Origin of the sequence: Paenarthrobacter sp. TYUT067, assembly GCF_023656375.1 — a bacterium.
Taxonomy (GTDB): Bacteria; Actinomycetota; Actinomycetes; order Actinomycetales; family Micrococcaceae; genus Arthrobacter.
Genome location: NZ_JAMOIT010000016.1, coordinates 80,893 through 106,887, shown reverse-complemented (window position 1 = coordinate 106,887; position 25,995 = coordinate 80,893). Strand labels below are relative to the sequence as shown.

Below are 25,995 nucleotides of genomic sequence, written 5' to 3'. Positions count from 1 at the left end.
AGCAGCTCCCGCAAGCATCCACCAGAACCGCACCAGGGACGTCGAGTTCCATGTGACGTATCTGGATACCGATTCAGGCCGTATTAGGGCGCGAGGATTTTGACGACCTGGCCGCGGCCGAACGGTTTGCCAGTGCCCAACTTCGCGATGAGGACGGCTGGGCCGTGGTGGATCACGTAAAGATTGAGGTCACCAGCAGAATGGTCGCCTAAGGTTCACCCCTCTCAGGCCGTCCGTTTACTCAGGCCGTCCGTTTCCTCAGGCCGTCCGTTTACTCAGGCCGGTTGTGTGATTGGCCGCCGTGCACGAACGGCGATGACACGCCTTGGTACTTCAGGAGCATCATCATTCCTTCGGCAGCGTGGTCCAGGTTGTGGCAATGATCTATCCAGATCCCAGGGTTGTCAGCATGGAGTAGTAGTTCCCACACTTCGCCCGGCAGCACGTCCACGGTGTCCAGGTTGAGTGGTGACCCGCTGGGGACCACGCCGTTCCTGCTGAGGACCTGCACGTGGTGACCGTGCGGGTGCATCGGATGTGGCTCTGAGGTGCGGTTCACTACCGTCACTTTCACGGTGTCGCCCTCAGCCACTTCAATGGACGGAACCAGCGGATACGCTGCCCCGTTCACGGTGAAGGCGTACCGGGGAATCCCGTCGACAAATCGGAATTGCCGGTCCAGCACCATCACTTCTTCCCGCGTGATGGGACGGACGGGTCCAGAGCCATCACGGCTCCTATCCAGCGGTTCGACCCTATCCAGCGGTTCGACCCCATCCAGCGGTTCGACCCCATCCAGCGATTCAACCCGATCCAGCGGTTTGCCATATTCCAGAAGGTCGAGCACCGGCGTGGTGGTGAAGACCCCTGCCGGCGCCTTCTCCCGAGCCAGTTCCTGGGAATCTGCGTCTGCTGAACCTGGCGGAGCAATGACCACGACGGCGCTGGCTGCTGCGTCCGAACGCACGGTGACGGGCGTGGCGGGCATGGTGAAGGCGACGTCCACCCGGCCACCGGCGCCAAGGCGTACCAGTTTGCCGGTCACTTCCTGGGGCTGGTTCACTTCGGTTCCGTCCACGGCTACGGCCTTGAAGGCCACGCCTTGAATCAGGTACCGCTGCTGCACGGAATCGGTGTTGATCAGACGAATCCGCACACTCGAACCAGGTGTGGCCGTATGCACGGTGGTGCGGTCTGAGGAGCCCAGCAACCCCAGACCGCTGAGGTCGTGCCCCGCCACCACAATGTCCGTATCGGCCCGGGGGGATGTGGGGTGGTGCACGACGAACGTGCCATAGAGGCCCTTGCGGACCCCCTCGGCGGAATCCTGGTGGGTGTGGTACCAGTAGGTGCCGGTTTGGGCGGCGGTGAAGCGATACGTCATGGACCCTCCGGGCATGACGGCGTTCTGGGTAGCCCCTGCCACCCCGTCCATGGCGTTGGGGACGTCGTACCCGTGCCAGTGCAACGTCACCCCCGCAGCCACATCGCGGTTATGGAGCACCACCTCCATCACTTCTCCCAGTTGGGCTTCCAAGGCCGGCCCGGGGAGGCTGCCATACGTCCAGGCCTCCGTGGCCTGTCCGGATGGAAGCGTTACCTGTTCCATTCGCGCCGTCAGTTCGTAGCGCCGGACCACAGCGTCCGCGAAGGCATCGCCCACCAGGCTGGTCACCGGCGTCGGATCCTTCACCGCAACGCCAGCACCGCCGTGATGACCGACGGCGGCGGTGATGGTGGCGCCGTCCACCGACCGGCTCCCAAGCCAGGCAAAGACCCCCGATCCCAAAGCGGTACAGATCATAAGCCCGGCCACCGCGGCAGCCGCCGTCGGCCGCCGGACAACGGCAGAAGCGCCGCCGCCGGGAGCCGCGCCGGACCGAGGTGCGACCTGTCCTGTCTGAGGAAACAGTGCGAGCTTTGCGGTCAGCACAGATGCCGCCACCATGAACAGCACCACCGCTAGGCTCCAAAGTGAGGGGAATGGCCCCAGGACGAACGTCAGCGCCAGCGATGCCACGGCGGAAGCGGCAGCAGCCACTATGGCCAGGACGGCCCATTCGCGGGATCGTCCAGGATCTGGTGTGACAGGTTTGGAGCCGGTGTTCCGCCTCCTCAGCAAGAACGGAACACCGCCCGCCGCGGCCCAAGCCGCGGGGATGGCGGTCAGAGGCACGTTGATGGTTATGCGTTCGCTGGCAAACCACCAACTGCCCGCCACCAAAGCGGGAAGCAATGCGTACCGTCCCACTGTCACTGCGACGGCTGTACCCAATAGGAGCAATGCAAGGTCAGTCCGGCGGGACTTGTCCTTCAAGGACGCGCTCATCCACGCCGCGCCGATCCAGGCGCCGGCCGACACGAAAGACAGCAGCAGATCTACTGCCAGCAGCTGCGAGGTGTTCACAGCTGCCGGTGCTTAGGCTGTGCTGGGGGACGTGGAAGCATCCGAAGATGCAGCCTTGGGAGGCAACGGTTGAGGGTTGAGGGCGGCAGCTTGTGCGCGCTTGAACAACCAATAGGACATGAAGATCATCATCGCGCCCACGATCGGGTGGATGGAAACCACCCACGAGCCCGAAGGAGTGATGAACTCCGGCGAGGATCCGGTCAACATGCCGCCAACAATAAAGATGATCAGCTGAAGCCATGTCAGCAGGAAAATACCTGCCGCCAGCCAGATGGTGCGGGACCCCGCCTTGGCAATGGCTGCTACGATCGCGGCCAGCAAAGCTGAGTACCGAAGCACATATTGGCCGTTCACGGCATGGTAGACGCCGGCTTCACGCTGGGCTTCGATGGTGTTTTGGAAGTGGAAGTATCCGGCGAAGAACAGCTGTGCGAGTGCTGACAGCAGGACAATCGCGGAGAGGACCAAGAGGGCTTTACGCATTGGGGAATCCTCTGGTAATCAATTCACAGATTCTTCAAGGCCTTCGAACCATCGGCTCCCTGGCTGCGGGATTCCCCCACCGCCGATGGCTGGCCGCCAGGCTGCCTGGACCAGGGGCAACCATTAAGGGCGGAGAGCTTCTCTAGGAATCGTAAAGTTGATGGAAATGAATAGCAAGAGGCGTGGGAACATTGTTCCGGCTGGCTTCCTACTGCTCCTGCCCAACGTCCTTGCCCACGTCTTTGGCGTCCATGATTCTGTAGGCGTAGCCCTGCTCAGCCAGGAACCTTTGGCGCTTTGCCGCGAAATCCTGGTCCAGCGTGTCCCGTGCAACCAAGGAGTAGAACCGGGCTGCGCGGCCATCTTGCTTGGGACGCAGGAGGCGTCCCAACCGTTGGGCCTCTTCCTGCCGTGAGCCAAAGGAACCTGAGACCTGGATGGCGACCGACGCCTCAGGCAGGTCGATGGAGAAGTTGGCCACCTTGGACACCACCAACGTGTGAATCTCACCTTTGCGGAAAGCATCAAAAAGCTTCTGCCGTGCCTTGACGCTGGTTTCGCCCTTGATCAGGGGAGCGTCCAACCGCTCGGCGATCTCGTCCAGTTGGTCAATGTATTGGCCGATCACCAGCAACTGTTCACCCTTGTGGACTGCCACGAGCTCTTCAACCAGTGTGGTTTTGGTTTCCGAGGTGGAGCAGAGCCGGTATTTGTCGGCATCGTCGGCCATCGCATAGGCCACCCGTTCGTCGCGGGGGAGGTCTACCCGGACTTCAACACAGTCGGCGGGCGCGATGTAACCCTGCGCCTCGATGTCCTTCCATGGTGCGTCGTAACGTTTGGGACCGATCAGGCTGAAGACCTCGCCTTCGCGCCCATCCTCCCGCACCAGCGTTGCTGTGAGGCCTAGCCGACGCCGTGCCTGGAGGTCGGCGGTCATCCGGAAAATCGGGGCGGGCAGCAGGTGGACTTCGTCATAGATAATGAGTCCCCAGTCGTGCCCGTCCACGAGTTCCAGGTGCGGATAGAGTCCACCGCGCTTGGTGGTGAGGACCTGGTAGGTGGCAATGGTGACCGGCCGGACTTCCTTGATTGCACCGGAGTATTCGCCGATTTCGTCTTCGGTCAGTGATGTCCGCTTGAGCAGTTCGTCCTTCCACTGCCGGGCGGAGACGGTATTGGTGACCAGGATGAGCGTGGTGGTGGAGGATGTAGCCATCGCTGCTGCGCCTACCAGCGTCTTTCCCGCACCGCAGGGAAGCACGACGACGCCGCTGCCGCCGGCCCAGAAGTTCTCCGTGGCCAACTTCTGATAAGGGCGCAGCTGCCAGCCGCTTTCGTCCAGCATGATGAGGTGCGGTTGCCCGTCGACGTAGCCGGCCAGGTCCTCCGCGGGCCAGCCCAGTTTGAGGAGCAGCTGCTTCAACTGTCCGCGCTGGGAAGAGTGCACCACCACGGTTTCGCCGTCGATCCTGGGCCCCAGCAGGGGAGCAATCTTTTTTGCACGGATGACTTCCTCCAGCACCGGGTAGTCATCGGTGCGCATCACCAGTCCGTGCTGGGCGTCCTTTTCAAGCCGTAGCCGGCCGTAGCGGGACATGGTCTCTTCGATATCGATCAGCAGGGAGTGCGGGACAGGAAAACGGGAGTACTTCAGGAGGGTATCGAGCACCTGCTCCGCATCCAGCCCTGCAGCCCGGGCGTTCCAGAGACCCAGCGGCGTCAGCCGGTAGCTGTGCATGTGTTCCGGGGCGCGCTCCAACTCGGCGAAGGCGGCGATTGCATGCCGGGCCTCGATGGCGAGCTCGTGATCGACTTCCAAGAGGATGGTCTTGTCACTTTGTACGATCAGCGGACCGTCGGTCACTGTTGAGTCCTTTTCATGAGCGCAGCTCTCCTGCGGGTTCCACATCGATGATCCGGTGGATGGACAACACCCGTTCGGTGTCCTTGGCGGGATCGAACACCCTCACACGCCCACCTGAGACAGATACAGGAACAACGGTTTCAGTGTTGGCATTCCCCAAGCTGTCCACCACGTTCATGGTGACCGCCTGTTTGAGCCGGATAGCCGTTTGCAGAGTCTCCAAGCCGAGCTGGGTGGACGCCTCGCCGGTGGTTTCGGCCGGGACGGCACGGTGTTGGCGCAGCACCGAAAGCTGTGCCTCCACGTCGTCCTCCGGCGGAGCCGTTCGGGGCGCTGTGTAGACCGGACGGGCGCTGCCAGGCAGCGCCGTGGTTCGCTTGAAACGCACGACGGCGGTCTCGGCCTCCTGCACTGCAGGCGATAGTCCCAGCTCGCGAAGGACGCGCGCAGTCTCTCGCGGGCTGGCAGAGGAGGTCAGGACAGTGGGTGCGATGCGCACCAAGCTCAAAGCCGACGTCCGGGCTTCGCGGAGAAGATCGGTAATGGCGGTCTCGTCGTCGCTCTGGATGAAGCTGGCACTCGTTCCGATTCGGAGGCGGCCGTGCCGGGAAGCGGTGTCCTGGATAAGGTACTCCAAAGGTTGGGGCACGTCCGTGGCCGAATGCTCACGGAGGAACGCCAACAGAGATTCCGCATCCTGTCCGGCGTCCAAGGCCCTCCGGATGGAGGTGGCCGAGAACCGGTAGATCGACGCCGGACCCTGGCCCTCGGCGTCGGCCATCAGCAGCAGCGTATCGCCCAGCTCCGGCGCGAGGTACCCGGGCGCCACTGCTGTGAGATCGGCTTGGAGGAGAATATGGTTCACGGCGGCCGGTAAATGCTCACCAAGGATGGTCAGGGCTTTTTCCGGCTGGGCATCGGCAATGGCCGCACCCAATTGGGTTAACGCCCCTGATCCCATCAGGCCCAGAAGCGTGGCTTCCTCAAGGATGCCTCGGACCAGTGAACTGAACCGGCGGGACATCCGCGGCTGGGACCACTCGGCCCGCTGCAGTACAGCCCTGGCGTCCAAAACAGGCGCTTTGCCATCCGGTGCGGCCGCTTCGGCTGTGAGCTCATTGAGAATTTCAAGGACCCGACGGCGAACAACAGGGGCGTCGGGCCGTTGCGCTTCCGCGGACAAAGCGTTGATGGTGGTACCGGCCGTGCCTTGATGGGCGGCCGACGACGTCGGGCCGGTGAGGGGCTGCCCCACCAGGGAAGGTGCCCTCTCGCTGGCCAGCCAGGCATTGACCAGCCACAACCACTGTTCCTGCCGGGGAAGGTTGAGCCATTCGAGCGATGGCGGCTGGACCCACGTGGAACTGTCCACGTCCAAACGGAGCAATCCCGCCATGGCGCACAACTCCAGGAGGACGGCCGTTTCATGGACACCCAAGCGGATGGATTCGGCCAATCGCCGCAACTCGCGCACACCCACACCGCCGCTTCGCAGCGTCGCCAGGGGTTGTTCCCGCACCGCGAACAACAGCTCAGCAGTCAGCCGCAGGATTTCCGCGATCGCCCCCATGGCCGCATTCCGTCGCAGGGCAGCACTGGTATGGCCGAGTTCCGGAACAGGTGGCGTCAGCGTGAAGTCGTCCACGATCGCACCTCCGCGCAACGCAAGACCCACGCTGTGGGGCAGCTCCACGTGGCCGGCATCCAGGGGGACCAGCAAACCGCGGGCCAACAGCCAGTCGATAGGGCCGACGTCGTGACTTTCGTGGGTGACCGAGGCCCGGCGCTGCGCTTGGGGCACTGCGCCCATGGCCCAGCTGCCGAATTTGTCCAACAAGCCCGTGGTCCGCGCCGGCGCCGTCGCAAGGATGGCGCGCAGATTCTCAGGGTTGGATGTCCAGCGTTGCAATGCCAACGCAGCGTCCATGGGAGTGCTGGCGGGGTGGATGCCCGCGCCGCTTTGATGAAGCTCGGCCACCAACTGCACTACCCGCTGGGCAAAGGCCGGTTGTAACCGGACAAGTTCGGTGTAGCTGCGCCCGAGTCCCGCCGGGTAGATGCCGATCACGTCCTTGAGGCTGCCCACCGGAAGATAAAAGCGCTGACGGGACGATGTTGCTGGTGACCCGGTGGGCGGATCCGCCCTGTGGACCAGTGCCAGTTCCTGCAGCTTTGCGAGGATGGGATCCAGTGCCGAAAGGGTGGAACCGGCAATGACCTTCTTCAGCCCGGCCGCGGAAATACTGTGGCCGGTATCGGCATTGGTACACAGGTGCAGCGTCTCCAGCACCTGCATTTCCGGTTTGTTCAGGCGTTCCAGGGCCCGTTGGACACTGACCCGGGCGCTCGCCCTCGCAGCCAGGGCCGCAAAGTCGGGCGCCATGGGGGAGATCAGGTCCGGCCGCGCGGCAAACAAGGCCCGCAGCGAATCGTCGCTGCGCGCTTCCAATTCCTTGCTGAGCGCGCGAATAAGGGACATCAATCCAACGTTACCGCTCCGGGGCCGCTGGTGCCTGTCAGCGGGGGCGCAGGTTATTGCCGGCGCCGCTGGCGAACGGAGTCAACTACCAGGAATATGCCGAGCATGAAGGCCACGGGCAGTCCGTAAAGTGCCGTCCAGGTTACCCACACCGGCGCAACTCCCTCATTAAAAGCCACAGCCATGACCGTGCCCACTGCGGCCAGGGAGAGGACTGCAATGACGGCGGCGATGATCATGAGGGGGCGGCGGTAACCCGGGAAAGTCATGGGCACAACGCTAGCAGTTAGGCCGCAGAGGGGACTTCTGTCTGCACCATTGTTGCCGCTCTTGTCCTGTTCGCGTGCTGCCTGTGTCTTGTTCCGGTGCTGCGTGGTCGCGGCAAAGCGGGAATAGGGGGTCCGGCAGGATAACCTTGAAGGAACAGACCAACACGGACCGGGCTGTCACCCTCGATCCCGCAGATCCCTGCGGATGCGGTGATTGGCCCGACGTGTCTCCCAAAGCAAGAACGAAGAAGGTTGATTACGTGCCTACCGGCAAGGTCAAGTGGTATGACAAGGAAAAAGGCTTCGGATTCCTCGCGGCAGAAGACGGGCAGGAAGTATTCCTGCCCAAAACGTCCCTGCCCGCGGGCGTAACTGAGCTCAAGGCCGGAACCCGGGTGGAGTTCGGCGTTGCCGACGGCCGCCGTGGCGCCCAGGCGCTGGGACTGCGCGTCCTGGAGAAAACGCCGTCCATCGCCAAAGCCAAGCGCATGAACGCCAAGGACCTTGCACCCATGGTGCAGGACCTGGTGACGGTACTGGATAACCTCTCCGGCTCCTTGTCTTCAGGCAAGTACCCCGACGGCAACAAGGCAAAGGCCATCAGCCTGGCCCTGCGCAAGGTTGCCGACGAGCTGGAAGCTTAGGACCGCCATGACTTCGGAATCCGCACAGGACACCAAGGCCGGCCCTGAAGCTGCCCAGGCTCCTGGAAACGGGGAAGCCCCCGCGCGGAAGCCTGTCGCGGCCAAACCGCGCACCGGGTTACCCGTGTGGCGCACCGGCAAGCCTGACGCGTTTCTGGCTGCCGCCGTCGATGCTGCTCGTGTTGCAGTTGAAGGCATCGCCAGCCCGGGTGAAGTGGGGGCGCACCTTGGCGCCAAGTCGGAGGGCGACCGTGTGGTGACCCACCTGTTCGAGTCCCGCCTCGCCGGCTACGGCGGCTGGCAGTGGTACGCCGTGCTCACCCGGAACTCCCGCTCCAAGGTGGTAACGGTGAGCGAGCTCGGTTTGCTGCCCTCAGAGGATTCCATCCTGGCCCCGGAGTGGGTGCCGTGGGCCAAGCGCGTCCGTCCCGAGGATGAGACGCCGTTGGTGGAAGAGACTGTTGAGGACGTCACGGAGGAGTCCGTGCAGGCCGCAGAAGACGAGGCCACCGAGGCAGCCGAGGATTCCGACGACGCTGAAGACGACGACGAAACCGGGGCTGAATAGGCATTGCGGAAACCCGGGGTGACCACAGTGAAGGCGGACGCTGATGTCCACCTTTAGGTCACTCGGAATCCTCAACTACCGCATCTGGTTCTTCGGTGCGCTGATCTCCAACATCGGCACCTGGATGCAGCGGACGGCGCAGGACTGGTTGGTCTTTGACCACTTGACCGCGCACGACGCCGGGGCCATGGGCATTACCCTGGCACTCCAACTCGGTCCCCAGCTTTTCCTTGCTCCGTGGGCGGGGCTGCTGGCCGACCGCTACAGCCGGCGGAAGCTCTTGCTCCTTACTTTGGTGGCCATGGCCCTCCTCAGTACGGGCCTGGGCGTGTTGGTACTGCTGGGCGTCGCTGAACTCTGGCACGTCTACCTCTTTGCCCTCATGCTTGGAATAGTCACTGCCGTGGACGCCCCCGTCCGCCAGACTTTCGTCTCCGAACTCGTCACCGACGATTACCTGCCCAACGCGGTTGCGCTCAACAGCGCCTCCTTCAACGTGGCGCGGATGATCGGCCCCGCTGTTTCCGGTGTTCTGACGGTGGTGGTGGGCCCCGGCTGGGTGTTCCTCATCAACACGGTGTCTTTCGTTGCCATGCTGTGGGCACTGAAACTTATTCCTGCGTCCTCACTCCGCAGTCAACCCCGGGCAGCCGCGGGCAAGGGGCGGATCAGGGAGGGATTGCAGTATGTCAGGAACAGGCCCGACATCCAGGTGGTCCTGGTGGCGATCTTCATCGTGGGCACGTTCGGGCTCAATTTCCCCCTGTTTATCGCAGCCATGGTGGGCACCCAATTCGGCATGGATGCGGGTGCCTTTGGGGCCTTGAACTCGGTCATGGCCATTGGCTCGGTGACCGGTGCGCTGTTGGCCGCCCGGCGAGGCAGGCCGCGCCTCAGGTTGATCTTCGGGGCCGCCGGCGGGTTCGGACTTGCCAGCGCCCTGGCCGCATTGGCACCCAACGCCGTGCTGTTCGGGCTCGCCCTGATTCCGTGCGGACTCTTCGCCCTGACCCTTATCACCAGCGCCAACGGCTACGTTCAATCCACCACGGAAGCCGTGATGCGCGGGCGGGTCATGTCCCTCTACATGGCCATCTTCATGGGCGGCACCCCCATCGGGGCACCGCTGGTGGGGTTGGTGGCCAACGTCGGTGGCCCACGGTGGGCCGTGGGCGTCGCCGCGGTTGCCGGCGTCAGCACCGCCGTCGTGGGTTTGCTGTGGATCATCCGTGCGAAACAACTGCGGCTCCGTTTTGACCGCCGGGCCCGCGGACTGCGGCACTTCCGGGTGGAGTCGCTGCTTGCCCCTCCGGATACGGACGACGACGGCGCAAGCAGGCAGGGCGGGTAGCGCACCTTAAATGGCGGCGGCTTAAATGGCAGCGGCGCCGTACGGGAGCTACCCGCACGACGCCGGCCAAAGCCCGTGGTGCTACTTCTTCAGTTCTCCCACCACGTAGTCGATGCTGGCGAGCAGCGCGGAAACGTCGTCCGGCTCGATGGCGACGAAGGTGGCGATGCGGAGCTGGTTGCGGCCGAGCTTACGGTACGGTTCGGTGTCCACCACGCCGTTGGCGCGCAGGACCTTGGCGATGGCCGCGGCGTCAATGGAGTCGTCAAAGTCGATGGTGGCGATGACGTTGGAGCGGTCCTCGGCGTTTGCGACGAAAGGCGTGGCGTACTCGGAGGCCTCAGCCCAGGAGTAGATGCGGTTGGCAGAATCTGCCGTGCGCTTGCTGGCGAAGTCCAGGCCGCCGTTGCTGTTGAGCCACTGCACCTGTGCGTCCAGGGTCACCAGGGTGGAGAGCGACGGGGTGTTGTAGGTCTGGTTCAGCTTGGAGTTATCAATGGCCGTCTGCAGGTCCAGGAAGTCCGGGATCCAGCGGTCGCTGGCCTTGATGCGTGCAGCACGCTCCAGGGCTGCGGGGGAGAAGAGGCCCAGCCAGAGGCCGCCGTCGGAGGCGAAGTTCTTTTGCGGGGCGAAGTAGTAGACGTCCGATTCGGCAACGTCAACGTCCAGCCCGCCGGCCGCCGAGGTGGCATCCACCAGGACGAGGGAGCCTTCATCAGCACCCTGGACGCGTTTGACGGGCGCAGCCACGCCCGTTGACGTTTCATTCTGGGGCCAAGCGTAGACGTCAACGCCGGCTTCGGCCTGTGCCACCGGGCGGGTTCCGGGTTCGGCCTTGATGATGGAGGAAGCATCGAGGAAGGGTGCCTTGTTGGTGGCGGCAGCGAACTTGGAACCGAACTCACCGAAGGACAAGTGCTGTGCCTTCTTCTCCACCAGGCCAAACGCCGCCACATCCCAGAACGCCGTTGAGCCGCCTACGCCGAGGACAACCTCGTAACCTTCCGGAGCGCGGAAGAACTGGCTGAGTCCTTCACGGACCGAACCCACCAGGTTCTTGACCGGAGCCTGGCGGTGGGAGGTACCCAGGATGGTGGACGATGCTGCAGACAACGCCTCGATCTGTTCCGGGCGAACCTTGGACGGTCCAGCGCCGAAGCGTCCGTCCTTGGGCAGAAGGTCGGCGGGAATGGTGATGCTGTTGTCGCTCACGTGGCGCTCCAATGGGTGTCGGCTAGAGATGGGAGGTGGCATGGGGCATCAACTGCCCCTTCGACACCCCAATTCTGCCTGACACGGCCCGGCCTCAGGAACCTGCCACCGTCATAGTCCGCCACGTGGAATGCGGTCCCACCGAATGCGACCGGAATTATCCAGAGTAATTCCAAATAAGCTAGGCTGGGGGTTGGCGTTCAGGGGGCGGCGGTGCACACCGTCCGCCCTTGCCAGGGACGCGGTACGGTGGAGATTACGCAAGGAACTGCGTTCGAGGAGAGCTGAGCTGGATGACGGATCTGATCGATACCACTGAGATGTATCTTCGGACCATTTTGGAGCTTGAAGAAGAAAACATTGTGGCCCTGCGGGCCCGCATCGCCGAGCGCCTGCGGCACTCCGGCCCCACTGTTTCCCAGACCATCGGACGCATGGAGCGCGATGGCCTGGTGATTGTGTCCAACGACCGCCACCTGGAACTGACGGAAGCGGGCCGGAAGCGCGCCACCGAAGTCATGCGCAAGCACCGCCTCGCGGAGCGCCTGCTGGCCGACGTCATTGGGCTCGATTGGGCCTACGTCCATGATGAAGCGTGCCGCTGGGAGCACGTCATGAGCGAGCGTGTGGAGCGTCGGCTCTACGAGCTCTTGGAACACCCCACGGAGTCTCCCTACGGCAACCCCATCCCCGGACTTGAAGCGCTTGGCGGCCTTGCCAGCCAGCCCTTCCCTCGGCTGGATGTCAACCTTCTCCAGGCAATGGACGGATATGCCGCCGCTACCCGCGTGGTGGTCAGCCGCCTCGCGGAGCCCATCCAGGTTGAGCCGGAGCTCCTGACCCAATTGGACGAAGGCGGAATCCGTCCCGGCGCAAGTGTCTCGCTGGAGCGCGTCGGCGAGTACATCTCCGTCCGTGTTCCGGGCATCGAAGGCGCTTTGGAGCTGCCGCCCGAGGTGGCCGCGCACGTCTTCGTATCCCTCAACTGAGTGTCGCCGGCAGCGCCGTGTCAAACCTCACTTCTGTCACTTTTTAGCGTGCGTGACCTGCGGTTTTCCGAAAATAGTGATAAGGGCTTCTCGCTCTGAGCCCGATCCTGTTGATAACGAATTTATTACCGAAGGCCTTAATCCCCTATAGTTATTTACTAGCGCTGATACCAAAGCGTTACCTGATCCGGAGCCGAGCTCTGCCAGCGGATCAGGTGTGTCACCCACCACTGGCAGAGGCGGGGGAACCACAAGCGGCTGTCTAAAGAAGCAGCCTTGGGGTGAAGTCCGCAGCAGAAGTGCCCACGTATACAAGTCCCTCTTGGGATACCTGTGTGCCGTGAGCGCCTCGCGCGGACCGGGTCTTTGTACTCTCTGACCCGAATCCGACAGCTAACTTCGCAGGCTTTTGAGAGAGGAACAGAGTTTGACATCGCAGAACGTCAGGGGTCGCCGCCGCGCGTCCGGCCCCGCTGCTGAGCTGCGGCCAGCCACCGTCGTCACGGAGATCCGGCCCCGCGCCACCGAGCGTCAAGTGCGCCGCCGTAAGAGCCCCCTGCGCCAGGTTGCCGACTTCGCCGCTGCCAGCGGCGTCGGGCAGAAGGCCGGTGTTGCGCTTGCCGCCACCGGGCTTGCCCTGACTGTCGGCCTGCCGGCCACCAGCCCGGTCATGGCCACCTCGGAATCGGGCCAGACCGAGTCCGCCCTCGCCGTCGCAGCCCCCGCGGGCAGCCAGCCCGAGGTTTCCGCGGCAGCGTCGGCAAAGATCGACTTCAGCCGAGCCGCAGTCGCCACTGCCGCTGACCCCGATGGGAAGTTGAAGCAACTGCTCAGCGCCCAGTCGGCCGGAAGCATCCAGCGCGCATCATCCGTTGGCACCATGGCCAGCCCCCTTGACACACTTACCACGGCATCGCCCTTCGGCTACCGTGTCAGCCCCCTCACGGGCGGCGCCGGCGACTTCCACCGGGGCCAGGACTTCGTTGCCCAGTGCGGCACCGCTGTCCACGCAGCAGCAACCGGCAAGGTCACTTTCGCCGGATGGCACGAATATGGCGGAGGCAACCGTGTGGTTATCGACCACGGCAACGGCCTCGAGACCACGTACAACCACCTGTCGTCCTTCACCGTCCAGGTGGGACAAACCGTCAACCGTGGCGATACCGTCGCGCTGAGCGGCACCACGGGCGCTTCAACCGGCTGCCACCTCCACTTCGAGGTTCAGGTCAACGGTGAAGTCGTAGACCCCATGGGCTGGCTCTAACCAATCTGATGGTCGCCTCTCGCATGTGCGGGACACCCCGTGACCTGAATGTGACATTTGCGTTCAACTGTTGTAGCGTACAGAGCGCATCGGCTTTTTAGGGGGCCGGTGCACTTGAGTGGATTGCCTAGCTCTGCCACCTCTCAAGGTCCGTTCGCATAAATCGTCTGGCAGGGGCGGGGGAACCACTTCTGGTCTTCGTGAGAAGGCCTTGGGGTTAAGTCGCAAAACTTCCTTGGAAGCGGCGCGGCCGGATGACTCCCATCCGAATCCGACAGCTCACCTCGCAGGCATTGGGAGAGGCTACCTACGTGTCATCACGCACTACCCCTGCGCGCCATCGCGCCCAAACGGTTCGCACGAACCCGTTGAACACGCTTTCCAAGGCTGTATCCACCAACGCCGGAACCATGAGCCGTCAGGCCATCGTTCTGGCCGCAGCCTCAGGCCTCGTCCTCACCGTCGGATTGCCCGCACAGGCAGCCGACGCCGATGTTTCCAAGACTGAAGCCTCCAGCACCCAGCAGCTGGTTGTAACGGCAGTGGTTACCGCAGAGCCAACAGCCACCGTTTCCTTCGAGAGCCCCACCGTGGCCACCAAGGAAGCCCCCAAGGTAGTCCAGCGCGCAGCGCAGGTTACCGAACGAGCAACGGCCACCACGGACGAAGCCCCTGAAGCCGTGACGGCTAAGTCCTCCGAGGCCAAGGACCCGGCTGCCAGCGCAGCTGCTTCCGGCCTTGCTGCTATTGCCTACACCGGCATCGGCTCCCCGTACGTTTGGGGCGGAACAACACCTAACGGCTGGGACTGCTCCGGCTTCACCCAGTGGGTCTACGCCCAGGCAGGCATCAGCATCCCGCGCGTGAACGCCTGGACGGCTATGACGCCCACCAGCACTCCTTCTCCCGGCGACCTCGTCATGCAGAACGGCGGAGCCCATGTGGGCATCTACGTCGGCAATGGCATGATGATCAGCGCTTTGAACCCCGGCCAGGGAACGCTGCTGCACTCCGTAGCGTCCACCGGCACCTCCTCGTTCTACACCCTCCGCTAGAAACAACCCGGTTCGGGGTGGGCCGGCATGCCCGCAATGCCGGTCCTACCCGCTACCCGTGTGCACCCCAACGGCGCTCGGATACGAAAAGAGAAAATCATGACCAGTGCAAACAAGCTTGCACGGCACCGCGCTGAGGCCCCCAAGACCAGCTCGCTTGCCGTCATTGCCAAGGCTGTCAGCTCCAACGCCGGTGGCGTTGGCCGCCAGGCAGCAGTGATCGCCGCAGCTTCAGGCCTGGTCCTGACCAGCGGCATCGCGGCCAACGCAGCCGAGACCAACGTTGATCGTGAGTCGACCTCCACGTCCACATTGGACGTCCAGTCCGTAGTGCAGGCCACCATCGCGGCCGACTCCACTGTGGCTATCTCTTACGAGCGTCCCGTGGTTACCACGGTGGAAGCTCCGGCTCCCGTTGTGGTGGAAGAAGCGCCGGCCAAGGTTGAAGCCAAGGTTGAAGCCAAGGAAGCACCTGCGGTTGCCGCCAAGGCCGCTCCTGCAGCCAACGCCACCGTGGCCGTCAGCAACTCAACCCCCGCTCCGGCAGCTCCGGCGGCTTCCAGCGGACTCGGCGCAGCCATCGCTGCAGCTGCTTACGCCCAGCTCGGCGTCACCCAGGACTGCACCATGCTGGTCACCAACTCCCTTGCAGCCGTGGGAATCAACTTCCACGACTGGCCTGCAGGTTACCTCTCCTTGGGCCGCACGGTCAGTGCAGCAGAAGCCCAGCCCGGCGACCTCGCCTACTACGCAAACGGTGGTTTGGCCGGACAGGCGCACATCGCTGTATACGTGGGCAACGGCCAGGCAGTTCACGGTGGATGGAACGGATCCACCACGGCACTGTTCAGCGTCAACGTCGGTTCCGGCCCGGTTTTCATCCGCGTCAACGGCTGATTCACTTTCTTCAGAACACCCCGCAGGCTCCGGCCGGCGGGGTGTTCTGCTTTAACCGCGCATGAACTCTTGCCGACACTGTGAGCGAAACGACAGAAAAATTCGTTGATACGGCATATAAGTGCTTACCCTTATGTTGTCGATCCACAGCCCGTACATGCAGAGGGCAGCCGGCCCTCGTGCCCCTGACGGGTGCGGCCGTGAAGAGGTACGTGCATGCGCACACTCGTTCTGAATGCTGGATATGAACCGCTGGCGGTAATAACATTCCGCCGGGCGCTGGTCCTTGTGCTCACTGGGAAAGCTAGCGTAGTGGCCGAAGGCGACGAGCCTGTCGTCGGGCCACAGGAAATTCTTGGACGCCCGTCCGTGATTCTCCTTAACCGCTACATACGTCCCAAGTACAACAAGGTCACCGCCGTGAGCCGCCGCGGGGTGCTTCGCCGCGACGGTCACCGGTGCGCCTATTGCGGCAAAACAGCCCACACCATAGACCACGTCCACCCCAAATCCAGGGGCGGCGCGGATTCCTGGGAAAACCTGGTTGCGGCGTGCTTGAAATGCAACAACGCCAAAAGCGACCACACACTGGCTGAAATGGGTTGGAAGCTCCGTTTCAAACCCGGGGTGCCCCAGGGAACCATGTGGCAGATCAAAGAACTCGAGAAACCTGCGCCGGACTGGGACCCGTTCCTGTTGCCGGAATCCGCTGCCTGATCGATTTCTGCTGACCTCCGGCCGCCCGGGTAGTCTGGGCGGATGGAGTTCAACGCCGTGATTTTGGCGGGTGGCAGGGCCACCCGCCTCGGCGGCGTGCCCAAACCATGGTTGAAGTACGACGGCGACACCCTCCTTTGGCTCGCACTTCAGGCTGCCCGGGGTGCTTCGGCGGTGGTTGTGGTGGGGCCGGATGAGCCCGGCTCAGGCGGCGGCGAGCAAGGAACCGCCGGGCATCTACCGGACGCTGTTCTGCGGACACGCGAAGAACCTGTATTCGCAGGGCCGGCAGCTGCCATCGCGGCCGGCTTGAGCGCGCTGAAGAATGGCGGTAGGAGCACTCCATGGACGCTGGTGCTTGCCTGCGATATGCCGCATGCATCCCGCGGTGTTGGCCTCCTTTGGGCCGCTCTTGAGTCCAGTCCCGGAATGGAAGGAGCCATGGCCGTCTCTGCCGACGGCCGGAAGCAGCCACTTCTGGGGGCCTACAGTACAGAGGCCCTGGAAAGGGAAGTGGCCGTAGCTTCGGGAGGTTCCGGGTTAACGAACTCATCAGTGTTCCGCCTGCTTGCTAGGCTGAACGTGCTGGACGTTGAAGTCCCCGCTGGGTCCACCGATGACGTGGATACATGGGAGGACGCTGCGGCCTTGGGCATTGACTACGAGTTGGAGGCGGACGTGAAGAGCCAGGAAGAGACGCTCGAGGAATGGTGCCGGACACTGCTTCAGGCATTCGAGCTTGAGGGCGTGGAAGTGGACATCAACGAGGTCCTCGCGGTGGCTGGAGTAGCAGCACATTCCGTGGTGCGCCCCGCCGCACCCCTGACCACGTTTATTGCAGGTTACGCGGCCGGAATGGCCCGCGGAATCGGCCAAGCCAGCGATGACGCGTCCATGAACGCTGCCTTGGAACTGGCCCGCAAAATTGCCCGTGAGTACTCGGAGTCCGGGACCGGCCCGGAATGACGGAGGCCCCCAACGAGGGCCATCACGCGGCGCACACATGGCATGAGGCCCGGCAGCGTGCGTTCGACGTCGCCACACCCATTCCGTCGGGCCCCGTGCCGCTCAGCTCAGCGCTCGGGCGCACCCTGGCCTCGGATGCCCTGGCAGTGCAGGACATGCCCCATTATGCGTCTTCCGCCATGGATGGATGGGCCGTTAACGGCAGCGGTCCGTGGATCCTCAGCGAACCGGGGCAGAGGCTTGCACCGCACCAGGCCAGTCCCATAGTTACGGGCGGGCTTATTCCGCCCGGTGCCAAGGCAGTACTGCGCAGTGAAAGCGGCGTGATAGCTACTGACGAGGATGGCCTGCCGGTTCTTGCGCTGGGAGGCAGCGCCAAACCGGGGGAGCCCCGCAACGGCCAACATATCCGAAAGGCTGCGGAAGAGGCCGCTGAGGGTGATGTCCTGCTCAAGGCCGGCACGGTGCTGAATCCGGCCCATATTGCCTTGGCAGCGCTTGCGGGCCTGGACCATCTTGTGGTGCTCGGAAAACCCTTGGTCCGTTTCCTCCTGACGGGCTCGGAAGTAGTGGCTCACGGTGTTCCCTTGCCCGGCCAGGTCAGGGATACCTTCGGTCCGCAGCTGGGCGCCGTGGTGGAGCTTTTGGGCGGCATTGCCGGGGAGCAGCTCAGGGTGGGTGACAGCTATGAGGAGTGGATCGACGCACTCCAGGACACCGAGCCAACGCTGGACGAGCCGGGACCCGGGGACCACTTCGGTGAAGCGGAACCTCCTGCCGACGTCGTTATTACCACGGGCGGCACGGGACGCTCTGGAACGGACCACCTACGCAAAGCCGTAGCTGAACTTGGCGGGAATTTGCTGATTGATGGGATCGCCATGCGTCCCGGACATCCGGCGGTGTTGGCAGAGTTGCCCGATGGTCGGTTTGTGGTGGGCCTGCCTGGAAATCCGCTGGCGGCCATGATGGCTTTGTTCACCGTGGGTGGACCGCTGCTGGCGGCCTTGGGCCATGGCCGTTTGGAGGAGGTGGGCGAGGTTCCCTGTGGCACCACCCTTGATGCTGAGCCCGGTCGCACCCGCCTGATGCCGTTCAAGCTGGTGTATGGGTTGGCGTCGCCAGCCAATCATGCAGGCCCTGGAATGATGCGTGGCCTGGCCGGCGCCGACGGGGTCATGGTGGTGCCGCCGCATGGTGTCCAGCTGGGCGAAGCGGTGCCCGCCTTCGCCGTACCCTGGGGAAAAGCGCTTCCCGTGCCGAAGGCGCCGGAAGAGAAGAGCCGCAAGGCCGTGCCTCGGCAACAAAGGAAGGCTCCTTCCGGCCCTGTGGACTGGAGTGCGTTGGACACCTGAGGCGCGTCATGAAGGGGTTTGGCTCTGCTGACAAAGTGCAATGATGGACACATGAACAGGCATGCTCCCGAACAGGACATCAATGAAGATGACCTGCAGATCCACCCGCCCAAACAAGCCGCGGCAGGCCTTAAAGCTGTCACGGTTGCCCTCGAACGAGGTTATGCCCAGGCCGGCGTGGGCCGCACGGTCCGTTCCATGCTCAGGGTCAACCAGCATGACGGGTTCGATTGTCCGGGCTGTGCGTGGCCGGAATCAATCACGGGCAAACGCAGTCCCGCAGAGTTTTGCGAAAACGGTGCCAAGGCGATCGCCGAGGAGAGCACCACCAGGACAGTCGGTGCCGAATTCTGGGCTAAGCATTCCCTGGCAGAACTTGAGGACAAAACAGAGTACTGGCTGGGGAGCCAGGGAAGATTGTCCGAGCCTGTGGTCATCAAACCGGGTGACACCCACTACTCGGCCATCACATGGGCCGACGCCTTTGCCTTGATCGGCAAACACATCAACGCCACAACTCCGGATAAGTGCGTGTTCTACACCTCCGGCAGGACGGCCAACGAGACCGCGTTCATGTACCAGCTGTTTGCGCGAAGCCTCGGAACCAACAACCTCCCCGACTGCTCCAACATGTGCCATGAGTCATCCGGTAGTGCCCTCAACCCCACCATCGGGATCGGAAAAGGCACTGTGTCGTTGGAGGACATCCACCACGCGGAGCTGGTCCTGGTAGTGGGCCAAAACCCTGGAACCAACCATCCGCGCATGCTCTCCGCCCTCCGCGACTGCAAGAACAACGGCGGCAAAATCATTGCGGTCAACCCGCTTCCCGAAGCCGGCCTCCTGAACTTCAAGGACCCCCAGTCCCTCAACGGCATGATTGGCGGTGGGACCACCATTGCCGATGAGTTCCTGCAGATCAAGGTAGGCGGCGACCTCGCCCTCTTCCAGGCGCTCGGCCACCTGCTCCTGGAGGAGGAGAAACGGAACCCGGGGACGGTCGTCGACCATTCCTTCATCGCCGGGCAGACCGAAGGTTTCGCCGCCTACCAGGAAGCCCGTTCGGTTCTGGACTGGGACGAAACGGAGCGGGCAACAGGGCTGAGCCGGGAGGAGATTACCAAGGCGGCTTCGATGTTGGCGGCCTCGAAGGCAACCATCATCTGCTGGGCCCTTGGTTTGACCCAGCAGCCGCACTCGGTGGATACACTCCGGGAGATCATTAACCTCCTTCTGCTCCAGGGCAACTTCGGCAAACGTGGAGCCGGTGCCTGTCCCGTGCGGGGCCACTCGAACGTCCAAGGCGACCGCACCATGGGCATCTGGGAGAAACCCAAGGAATCCTTCCTTGCCGCGCTGGATGCCGAATTCGGCTTCCACATGCCACGGGATCATGGCTATGACTCCGTGGAAACCCAGCACGCCCTGGAAAAGGGCGAGGTGGATGTTTTCGTCTCCATGGGCGGAAACTTCGCAGCGGCGGGATCGGACACGGCAGCCTTGGAGGAAGGCTTGAAGAAAGCCGGACTGACGGTCCACATTTCCACCAAGCCCAACCGCGCCCACGTGGTGCACGGCAAAACGTCCCTGATCCTGCCCACGCTGGGCCGGACGGACACAGACGACAAGCACCCCAAGGGCAAACAATTCCTCTCCGTGGAGGACTCCATGTCCGTCATCCACAAAACACAGGGGCGGCTGGAGCCCGTGTCCGAGCACCTGCTGAGCGAACCGGTGATCGTGGCCCGCATGGCGCAAGCAACGCTGGGGGACAACCACAGTGTGGACTGGCGTGCCATGGCCGAGGACTACGACGTCATCCGGGACCACATCTCACGCGTCATCCCCGGCTTTGAGGACTTCAACGCCCGGGTTCGAACCAAGAATGGCTTCGTCCTGCCCAACCCGCCGCGCGATACCCGCACCTTCGCCACGGACATCGGCAAAGGACGTTTCTCCGTGCGGCCCTTGGAGTACCTTGAAGCGCCGGCGGGCCACCTGATTCTCCAGACGGTTCGCAGCCACGATCAATACAACACCACCTTCTACGGTTTGGATGACCGGTACCGCGGCGTCTCGGAGGGGCGTCGTGTAATCCTGGTCCACCCGGAGGACCTGATGGAACTTGGCTTCGAGGACCGGGACCTGGTGGACGTCATCTCCACCTTCGCGGGAACTGAACGGCGTGCCAACAAGTTCCGGCTGATCGGGTACCCCACGGCCAAGGGCTGTGCCGCAGCGTATTTCCCGGAGGCCAACGCCCTGGTGCATCGCGAACTGGTGGCACGGGAATCCAACACCCCCGGGTACAAAGCCATGACCGTGCGCTTTATCCAGCATGAGGAGAACGGATCCTGATATGGGACGTGTAACCCAGCGCCGCAAGGTGCACAAATTTGTCCTGGACAGCTCGCCCCAGGCATTGGAGCATCCCGTCCGGTTCAAGGAAGACGTCCTGGCCGTTGAGGAGCCGCTGGAGATCCGCTTGGGCGAGATGTCCTTTTCCGTGACCATGCGAACCCCCGGAGACGACTTCGATCTCGTCGCGGGGTTCCTGGTGTCCGAAGGGATCATCTGGGAGCCCGGACAGTTGATCTCGGAGCGCTTCTGCTCCGGGGAGGACGAAAACGGTGTGCAGACCTTCAACGTGGTGGATGCCCAGCTCAGACCGGACGTGGAACGGCCCGACACCGGCCGCAATGTGTTCACCTCCAGCTCGTGCGGAATCTGCGGTACGGATTCCATCGAGGCCGTCCGCAAGTCCTCACACCACAGCCCGCGCGAGGATAATGTGACGGTCCCGGTCCGGGCCTTGGCTGCCCTCCCGGACCGCCTCCGCGAGGCACAGGCTGTTTTTGATAAGACCGGTGGCGTTCACGCCGCGGGACTTTTCAGGATCCACGACGACGGCACCACCGAGTTGCTGTGCCTCCGCGAGGACGTAGGCAGGCACAACGCCGTGGACAAGGTGGTGGGCTGGGCTTTGCGCGCCGGTATGCTCCCGCTGAAAGGGACGGTGCTTCAGGTGTCCGGCAGGGCTTCGTTCGAACTCGTCCAGAAAGCTGCCATGGCCGGTATCCCTGTGCTGGCCGCCGTGAGCGCACCGTCCAGCCTCGCGGCGGAACTGGCGGAGGAAACGGGAATCACGCTGGCCGGCTTCAGCCGTGGGCTCAGCCTCAATGTGTACGCCGGACGGGACAGAGTGGTTGCCGAAGCCCCGGATGCGGACCCGTTGTCCGTTGGTGATAGCCCTCAGTCACTTGGCTATTAAGCTGGAACAACGTAGATTTTATCCATCGATTGGAAGCGTGGCGATGCCACATTCGCCGTCCGCACCCAGCACTACCGGGTCGCGGTAACCAAGCTAACTACCCAGCGAACGCCCAAAGGGGAACTCATTGCACGACGACCGCCGGATCACTGAACAGCGTCTCGATCGATTTGTTCGGGAACGCATTCTTCCGGCCATTTATGGCAGGGCGATCCCGCTTCAGCTGAGCAGCTGGGATGCGCCTGGCGAGCCAGTGCCGGCCGCCGAGGCGCTGCGCCAGGTCTATGCACCGCAGGAACCCGGCGTTGCATGGGGTAAGGCGTGGAGCACCAAATGGCTGCGCCTGCAGGGTGAGGTACCGCAGGACTGGGGCATGGCTGAATCCACAACGGTGGAGATCATTGTTGATCTTGGATTCAACAGCGATGTCCCCGGGTTCCAGTGTGAAGGCACGGCGTGGCGCGCTGATGGAAGCATCATCAAAGCAATTTCGCCACGGAATTACCATGTGCCGCTCAAGCTCCTGGGTGGAGGTCAATCCGTGGATTTCTACGTGGAGGCCGCAGCCAATCCAGACGTCGCCCAGGGTTGGTCGTTCGCCCCCACCCTGCTGGGGGATAAAGCCACCTCCGGTGATGAGCCCCGATACCGGTTTGGCCGCATCGCCATCGCTGAACTGAACGAAACCGTGTGGGAACTCAACCAGGACATTTGGACGCTCAGCGGTCTGATGCACGAACTTCCCATGGAAATGCCGCGTCGCCATGAGATCCTGCGCGCCCTTGAACGCATGATGGACGTCATGGACCCGGACGACGTCGCCGGAACCGCTGCCGCAGGCCGTGCTGAGCTGGCCGAGGTCCTTAGCCGTCCCGCATATGCCTCGGCCCATGAACTGTTGGCTACCGGCCACGCACACATCGACTCCGCCTGGCTGTGGCCCGTCCGCGAAACCATTCGTAAGTGTGCCCGCACTTTCTCCAACGTGGTGGCGTTGATGGATGAGGACCCCGACTTCGTGTTCTCTTGTTCCTCGGCCCAGCAAATGGCGTGGATGAAGGAGTTCTTCCCAGAGCTCTTTGTGCGCATCAGGGAAAAGGTAAAAGGCGGCCAGTTCGTTCCAGTCGGTGGCATGTGGGTGGAATCGGATACCAACATGCCAGGCGGCGAGGCCATGGCCCGCCAGTTCGTGGAAGGAAAGAGCTTTTTCCTCAACGAGTTCGACGTCGAGTGCCAGGAAGCCTGGCTGCCCGATTCCTTCGGTTACTCCGGCGCCATCCCGCAGATCGTCAAGGAAGCCGGCTCGCGGTGGTTCCTCACCCAGAAGATTTCCTGGAACAAAGTCAACAGGATGCCTCACCACACCTTTGCTTGGGAAGGCATCGACGGCACCCGGCTGTTTACCCACTTCCCACCGGTGGATACGTACAACGCTGAGCTGCACGGACGCGAACTGGCCCACGCGGAGCGCAATTACCGTGATCACGGCCGCGGAACCATGTCACTGGTGCCGTTCGGCTATGGCGACGGCGGTGGAGGACCTACTCGCGAAATGGTCGCCGCTGCGCATCGTACGGCGGATTTGGAAGGCTCCCCGAAGGTCCGGATGGGCGCAGCCCGGGACTTCTTCATCCGAGCTGAGGCCGAGTACACCAATCTGCCGGTTTGGGTGGGTGAAATGTACCTGGAGATGCACCGTGGAACGTACACCAGCCAGGCAAAGACCAAGCTTGGCAACCGTCGGAGCGAACATCTCCTTCGCGAAGCGGAGCTCTGGTGCGCCACGGCCGCCGTCCGCCTGGGCGGGGCCTACGCCTATCCCGCCGACGAACTCAAGCGACTCTGGCGGCTGGTCCTCCTCCAGCAATTCCACGACATCCTGCCCGGCAGCTCCATCGCCTGGGTCCACCAGGACGCTGAACGGAACTATGAAGCCATAGCCCGGGACCTTGAGGGCATCATCAGCCACGCCACCCAGGCCTTGGTGGGGGAAGGTGATCAGCAGTTCCTGCTGAACGCCGCTCCGCATCAGCGCAACGGCGTCCCAGCACTGGGGGCGGCCGAGGCCACAGCACCGCACTCCGGCGTCCAGGTGGACGAGCTCGACGACGCCTACGTCCTGGACAACGGCATCATCCGGGCCGTCCTGAACCGTGACGGACTCCTGACATCGCTGGTGGACCACGCGAGCGGGAGGGACGCCATCGCCCCCGGGCACACCGGTAACCTGCTGGAGCTGTTCCGCGATACCCCGAATGAGTGGGATGCCTGGGACATCGAGGAGTTCTACCGCCGTAACGTCACCCCGTTGACCCACGCGGATGCGATCGACGTTGAGCGTTCGGCGGAGGCCGTCGTCGTGGTGGTCAAACGCACGGTAGGTGCCTCCACCATCACGCAACGCCTGACTCTCGACGCCGGTGCGGCGTCGCTGGGTATCAGCACCACGGTGGACTGGCAGGAACGCGAAAAGATGCTCAAAATCGCGTTCCCGCTGGACGTCAGGGCGGACCGTTCAGCGTCGGAGACCCAATTCGGCCATGTCTTCCGCCCGACGCACACCAACACTTCCTGGGAAGCTGCCAAGTTCGAGATCTGCGCCCACCGCTGGATCCACGTCGCCGAGCCCGGCTACGGCGTTGCAGTGAGCAACTCCTCCAGCTACGGGCACGACGTCACCCGGGCGGTCCGTGCCGATGGCGGAACCACGACGACGGTCCGCACCTCGCTGCTGCGTTCGGCGCGTTTCCCGGACCCGGAAGCAGATCGGGGCGAACACACGCTCGAGTTGTCCATCAGGCCCGGTGCTGCGATCGCTGATGCCGTGGAAGAGGGCTACCGCACCAACCTGAAGCCAAGGTTCGTCACAGGCGGACAATCGGTGGAACCCCTGCTCTCCGTGTCCAACCCTGCCATTGTGGTGGAAGCGGTGAAGCTAGCCGAGGATGGCTCCGGTGACGTTATTGTCCGGCTCTATGAATCGTTAGGGGAGCGTTCAACGGGAACCCTGAGGGCCAACTTTGAGAGCTCGGATGCGATGGCCACAGACCTGCTGGAGCGCACCACCGAAACCCCCGGCGTGACCGTGGAGGAAGGCCCCGTGGTCAAACTGGTACTCCGGCCCTTCCAGCTGGTCACGATCAGGCTCGTTCGCTGAGGTGGCTGGCGGAGTTACTGCGTTTGTTGGGTTACTCCGCCAGTTCCGCGTCGAGGGCATCTTTGAGCACTTGCACCCGGATGGGGATCACGGCGTCGTGGTGTTTGATCTGGTCTGCGACGTCTTTTGTGAACACATCTTCAACCAAAGTGGGCATGTCCCTCACACCGTTGACGTAGCGCTTGGCTGCAAAGTCGAACTCTGACCTGTTGTTTTTTATCCGGGTGTTGAGGGCTTTGAGTTCGTCGGCAATCGTACGGTATTCCGCGTCGGGGGCATTCCGGGCGGTGGCGTCATCGATCTTCTTGACGTACTCGTCCTTGAGCCGGACAAATTCGTTGTAGTTCTCCTCGGACTTTGCCGTTGTTTCAGCATGTGTTTCCAACTGGGCAATCTGGTTGTCCAGTGTGCGGGCAAACTCTACGTAGGACACGTTCTTCGATTGTTTGAGTTGGTTTACGGCTTCGCGGCACTGGACTGCTGCCTGTGCCAGGAGTGTTTGGCGTTCCCGGAGGTTGGCTGCTTTGGAGCCCACAAAGAGTCCGCTGCACCCGGCGTCCTGCCTGAAGAGGCCTTCGAACAGAGGGTAGGACTCCACCAGTCCTTCCATGGAGTCGAGGTAGGCCTGGTAGGAATCGCCCAGCATAGCTACTGCGCCGGAGACCGTTTTGTCTTCTGCGCCGGCGGTGTCGCTGGTCTGCACTTCGTTCAAGGCCGTGCGGGCGGAGTTGATGGCCTGCTGGAAGTCGTCCCGTTCCTTGGCGGAGCCTTTCTCAGCTTCCTCACGTGACGCGGGGGCATTGCGGGCCTTCTTGTACGCGGCCAGGTAGGTGTTCACGGCGGGCTGGATCTTGCCTCTGGCCTCATCGAGTGCCGTCAGGCGCTCATCCTTGAGGAGGACCAGGCTTTCCCTGCGCTGCTGAGCGGTCATGGTGCTCACGGAAATCACCACAGCCGAGGCAATCAAGGCCAGCACGACGGCGAGGGTGAGGGCAATCAGGACCGGGTGGCGCTTCTTGCGAACAGGCTCAATGGTCATGG

20 protein-coding genes and 2 riboswitches are annotated in these 25,995 nt (G+C 63.1%); of the genes, 13 read left to right on the top strand and 7 right to left on the bottom strand.

The window, feature by feature from the left end; genetic code table 11:
- Positions 1-271 precede the first annotated feature (271 nt).
- The 5 genes from MOD31_RS15270 to MOD31_RS15250 form a co-directional block, all read right to left on the bottom strand.
- A complete protein-coding gene (locus MOD31_RS15270) occupies positions 272-2,407 on the bottom strand; it encodes a multicopper oxidase family protein (protein ID WP_250821033.1) in 2,136 nt (711 codons plus the stop codon).
- A 12-nt stretch (positions 2,408-2,419) separates the two neighbouring features.
- A complete protein-coding gene (locus MOD31_RS15265) occupies positions 2,420-2,893 on the bottom strand; it encodes a hypothetical protein (protein ID WP_142940093.1) in 474 nt (157 codons plus the stop codon).
- A gap of 208 nt (positions 2,894-3,101) precedes the next feature.
- Positions 3,102-4,760 (bottom strand): DNA repair helicase XPB, encoded by a 1,659-nt coding sequence (locus tag MOD31_RS15260; RefSeq protein WP_250821032.1) that lies wholly within the window; start codon positions 4,758-4,760, stop codon positions 3,102-3,104.
- Positions 4,761-4,773: 13 nt separating this feature from the next.
- A complete protein-coding gene (locus MOD31_RS15255; RefSeq protein ID WP_250821031.1) occupies positions 4,774-7,239 on the bottom strand; it encodes a helicase-associated domain-containing protein in 2,466 nt (821 codons plus the stop codon).
- A 53-nt stretch (positions 7,240-7,292) separates the two neighbouring features.
- A complete protein-coding gene (locus tag MOD31_RS15250; RefSeq protein ID WP_142940090.1) occupies positions 7,293-7,508 on the bottom strand; it encodes a hypothetical protein in 216 nt (71 codons plus the stop codon).
- A gap of 260 nt (positions 7,509-7,768) precedes the next feature.
- Between MOD31_RS15250 and MOD31_RS15245 the strand changes: the two genes are divergently transcribed.
- The 3 genes from MOD31_RS15245 to MOD31_RS15235 are packed head-to-tail and all read left to right on the top strand — an operon-like array spanning position 7,769 to position 10,071.
- Positions 7,769-8,152: a cold-shock protein gene (locus MOD31_RS15245; RefSeq protein ID WP_026543217.1), complete on the top strand. Its 384-nt coding sequence runs from the start codon at positions 7,769-7,771 to the stop codon at positions 8,150-8,152.
- A gap of 7 nt (positions 8,153-8,159) precedes the next feature.
- Complete coding sequence (locus MOD31_RS15240) at positions 8,160-8,720, top strand: DUF3027 domain-containing protein (RefSeq protein WP_142940089.1); 561 nt, start codon at positions 8,160-8,162, stop codon at positions 8,718-8,720.
- 43 nt (positions 8,721-8,763) lie between these two features.
- Positions 8,764-10,071, top strand: coding sequence for an MFS transporter (locus tag MOD31_RS15235; protein ID WP_250821030.1), 1,308 nt, complete (start codon positions 8,764-8,766; stop codon positions 10,069-10,071).
- 81 nt (positions 10,072-10,152) lie between these two features.
- On the opposite strand, the gene serC is transcribed toward MOD31_RS15235, so the two are convergent.
- A complete protein-coding gene (serC, locus tag MOD31_RS15230; protein ID WP_166841597.1) occupies positions 10,153-11,283 on the bottom strand; it encodes a phosphoserine transaminase in 1,131 nt (376 codons plus the stop codon).
- 293 nt (positions 11,284-11,576) lie between these two features.
- Here serC and MOD31_RS15225 point away from each other — a divergent pair, with 293 nt between their 5' ends.
- From MOD31_RS15225 to MOD31_RS15180, 10 genes are all read left to right on the top strand, one after another.
- On the top strand, positions 11,577-12,272 hold the full coding sequence (locus MOD31_RS15225) for a metal-dependent transcriptional regulator (RefSeq protein WP_142940086.1): 696 nt from the start codon (positions 11,577-11,579) through the stop codon (positions 12,270-12,272).
- Between the two features lie 181 nt (positions 12,273-12,453).
- Positions 12,454-12,695, top strand: a riboswitch (cyclic di-AMP (ydaO/yuaA leader).
- A 4-nt stretch (positions 12,696-12,699) separates the two neighbouring features.
- Entirely contained in the window at positions 12,700-13,536 is an 837-nt protein-coding gene (locus MOD31_RS15220) for a M23 family metallopeptidase (protein WP_166841596.1), read from the top strand.
- Positions 13,537-13,674: 138 nt separating this feature from the next.
- Positions 13,675-13,843, top strand: a riboswitch (cyclic di-AMP (ydaO/yuaA leader).
- A 4-nt stretch (positions 13,844-13,847) separates the two neighbouring features.
- A complete protein-coding gene (locus MOD31_RS15215) occupies positions 13,848-14,591 on the top strand; it encodes a C40 family peptidase (protein ID WP_238703480.1) in 744 nt (247 codons plus the stop codon).
- A 99-nt stretch (positions 14,592-14,690) separates the two neighbouring features.
- Entirely contained in the window at positions 14,691-15,488 is a 798-nt protein-coding gene (locus MOD31_RS15210; RefSeq protein WP_250821029.1) for an NlpC/P60 family protein, read from the top strand.
- Positions 15,489-15,704: 216 nt separating this feature from the next.
- Complete coding sequence (locus MOD31_RS15205; RefSeq protein ID WP_142940082.1) at positions 15,705-16,205, top strand: HNH endonuclease; 501 nt, start codon at positions 15,705-15,707, stop codon at positions 16,203-16,205.
- Between the two features lie 42 nt (positions 16,206-16,247).
- Entirely contained in the window at positions 16,248-17,171 is a 924-nt protein-coding gene (locus MOD31_RS15200) for an NTP transferase domain-containing protein (RefSeq protein ID WP_250821028.1), read from the top strand.
- Entirely contained in the window at positions 17,168-18,526 is a 1,359-nt protein-coding gene (locus tag MOD31_RS15195) for a molybdopterin molybdotransferase MoeA (RefSeq protein WP_250821027.1), read from the top strand. Before MOD31_RS15200 ends, MOD31_RS15195 begins: the two co-directional genes overlap by 4 nt.
- Before the next feature lie 51 nt (positions 18,527-18,577).
- The gene (locus MOD31_RS15190) at positions 18,578-20,884 is read left to right on the top strand and encodes an FdhF/YdeP family oxidoreductase (RefSeq protein WP_250821026.1); all 2,307 of its coding nucleotides are present in this window, start codon (positions 18,578-18,580) and stop codon (positions 20,882-20,884) included.
- Position 20,885: 1 nt separating this feature from the next.
- On the top strand, positions 20,886-21,797 hold the full coding sequence (gene fdhD / locus MOD31_RS15185) for a formate dehydrogenase accessory sulfurtransferase FdhD (protein WP_250821025.1): 912 nt from the start codon (positions 20,886-20,888) through the stop codon (positions 21,795-21,797).
- Between the two features lie 127 nt (positions 21,798-21,924).
- Entirely contained in the window at positions 21,925-24,954 is a 3,030-nt protein-coding gene (locus MOD31_RS15180) for a glycoside hydrolase family 38 C-terminal domain-containing protein (RefSeq protein WP_250821024.1), read from the top strand.
- Between the two features lie 31 nt (positions 24,955-24,985).
- On the opposite strand, the gene MOD31_RS15175 is transcribed toward MOD31_RS15180, so the two are convergent.
- A complete protein-coding gene (locus MOD31_RS15175; protein ID WP_250821023.1) occupies positions 24,986-25,993 on the bottom strand; it encodes a hypothetical protein in 1,008 nt (335 codons plus the stop codon).
- Positions 25,994-25,995: the final 2 nt, after the last annotated feature.

Bases quoted from the DNA above. Each gene is read 5' to 3' on its own strand.
- MOD31_RS15265 (WP_142940093.1), bottom strand. From the start codon at position 2,893: ATGCGTAAAGCCCTCTTGGTCCTCTCCGCGATTGTCCTGCTGTCAGCA.
- MOD31_RS15255 (WP_250821031.1), bottom strand. From the start codon at position 7,239: ATGTCCCTTATTCGCGCGCTCAGCAAGGAATTGGAAGCGCGCAGCGAC.
- MOD31_RS15250 (WP_142940090.1), bottom strand. From the start codon at position 7,508: ATGACTTTCCCGGGTTACCGCCGCCCCCTCATGATCATCGCCGCCGTC.
- MOD31_RS15240 (WP_142940089.1), top strand. From the start codon at position 8,160: ATGACTTCGGAATCCGCACAGGACACCAAGGCCGGCCCTGAAGCTGCC.
- MOD31_RS15235 (WP_250821030.1), top strand. From the start codon at position 8,764: ATGTCCACCTTTAGGTCACTCGGAATCCTCAACTACCGCATCTGGTTC.
- MOD31_RS15225 (WP_142940086.1), top strand. From the start codon at position 11,577: ATGACGGATCTGATCGATACCACTGAGATGTATCTTCGGACCATTTTG.
- MOD31_RS15210 (WP_250821029.1), top strand. From the start codon at position 14,691: ATGACCAGTGCAAACAAGCTTGCACGGCACCGCGCTGAGGCCCCCAAG.
- MOD31_RS15205 (WP_142940082.1), top strand. From the start codon at position 15,705: ATGCGCACACTCGTTCTGAATGCTGGATATGAACCGCTGGCGGTAATA.
- MOD31_RS15200 (WP_250821028.1), top strand. From the start codon at position 16,248: ATGGAGTTCAACGCCGTGATTTTGGCGGGTGGCAGGGCCACCCGCCTC.
- MOD31_RS15195 (WP_250821027.1), top strand. From the start codon at position 17,168: ATGACGGAGGCCCCCAACGAGGGCCATCACGCGGCGCACACATGGCAT.
- MOD31_RS15190 (WP_250821026.1), top strand. From the start codon at position 18,578: ATGAACAGGCATGCTCCCGAACAGGACATCAATGAAGATGACCTGCAG.
- fdhD (WP_250821025.1), top strand. From the start codon at position 20,886: ATGGGACGTGTAACCCAGCGCCGCAAGGTGCACAAATTTGTCCTGGAC.
- MOD31_RS15175 (WP_250821023.1), bottom strand. From the start codon at position 25,993: ATGACCATTGAGCCTGTTCGCAAGAAGCGCCACCCGGTCCTGATTGCC.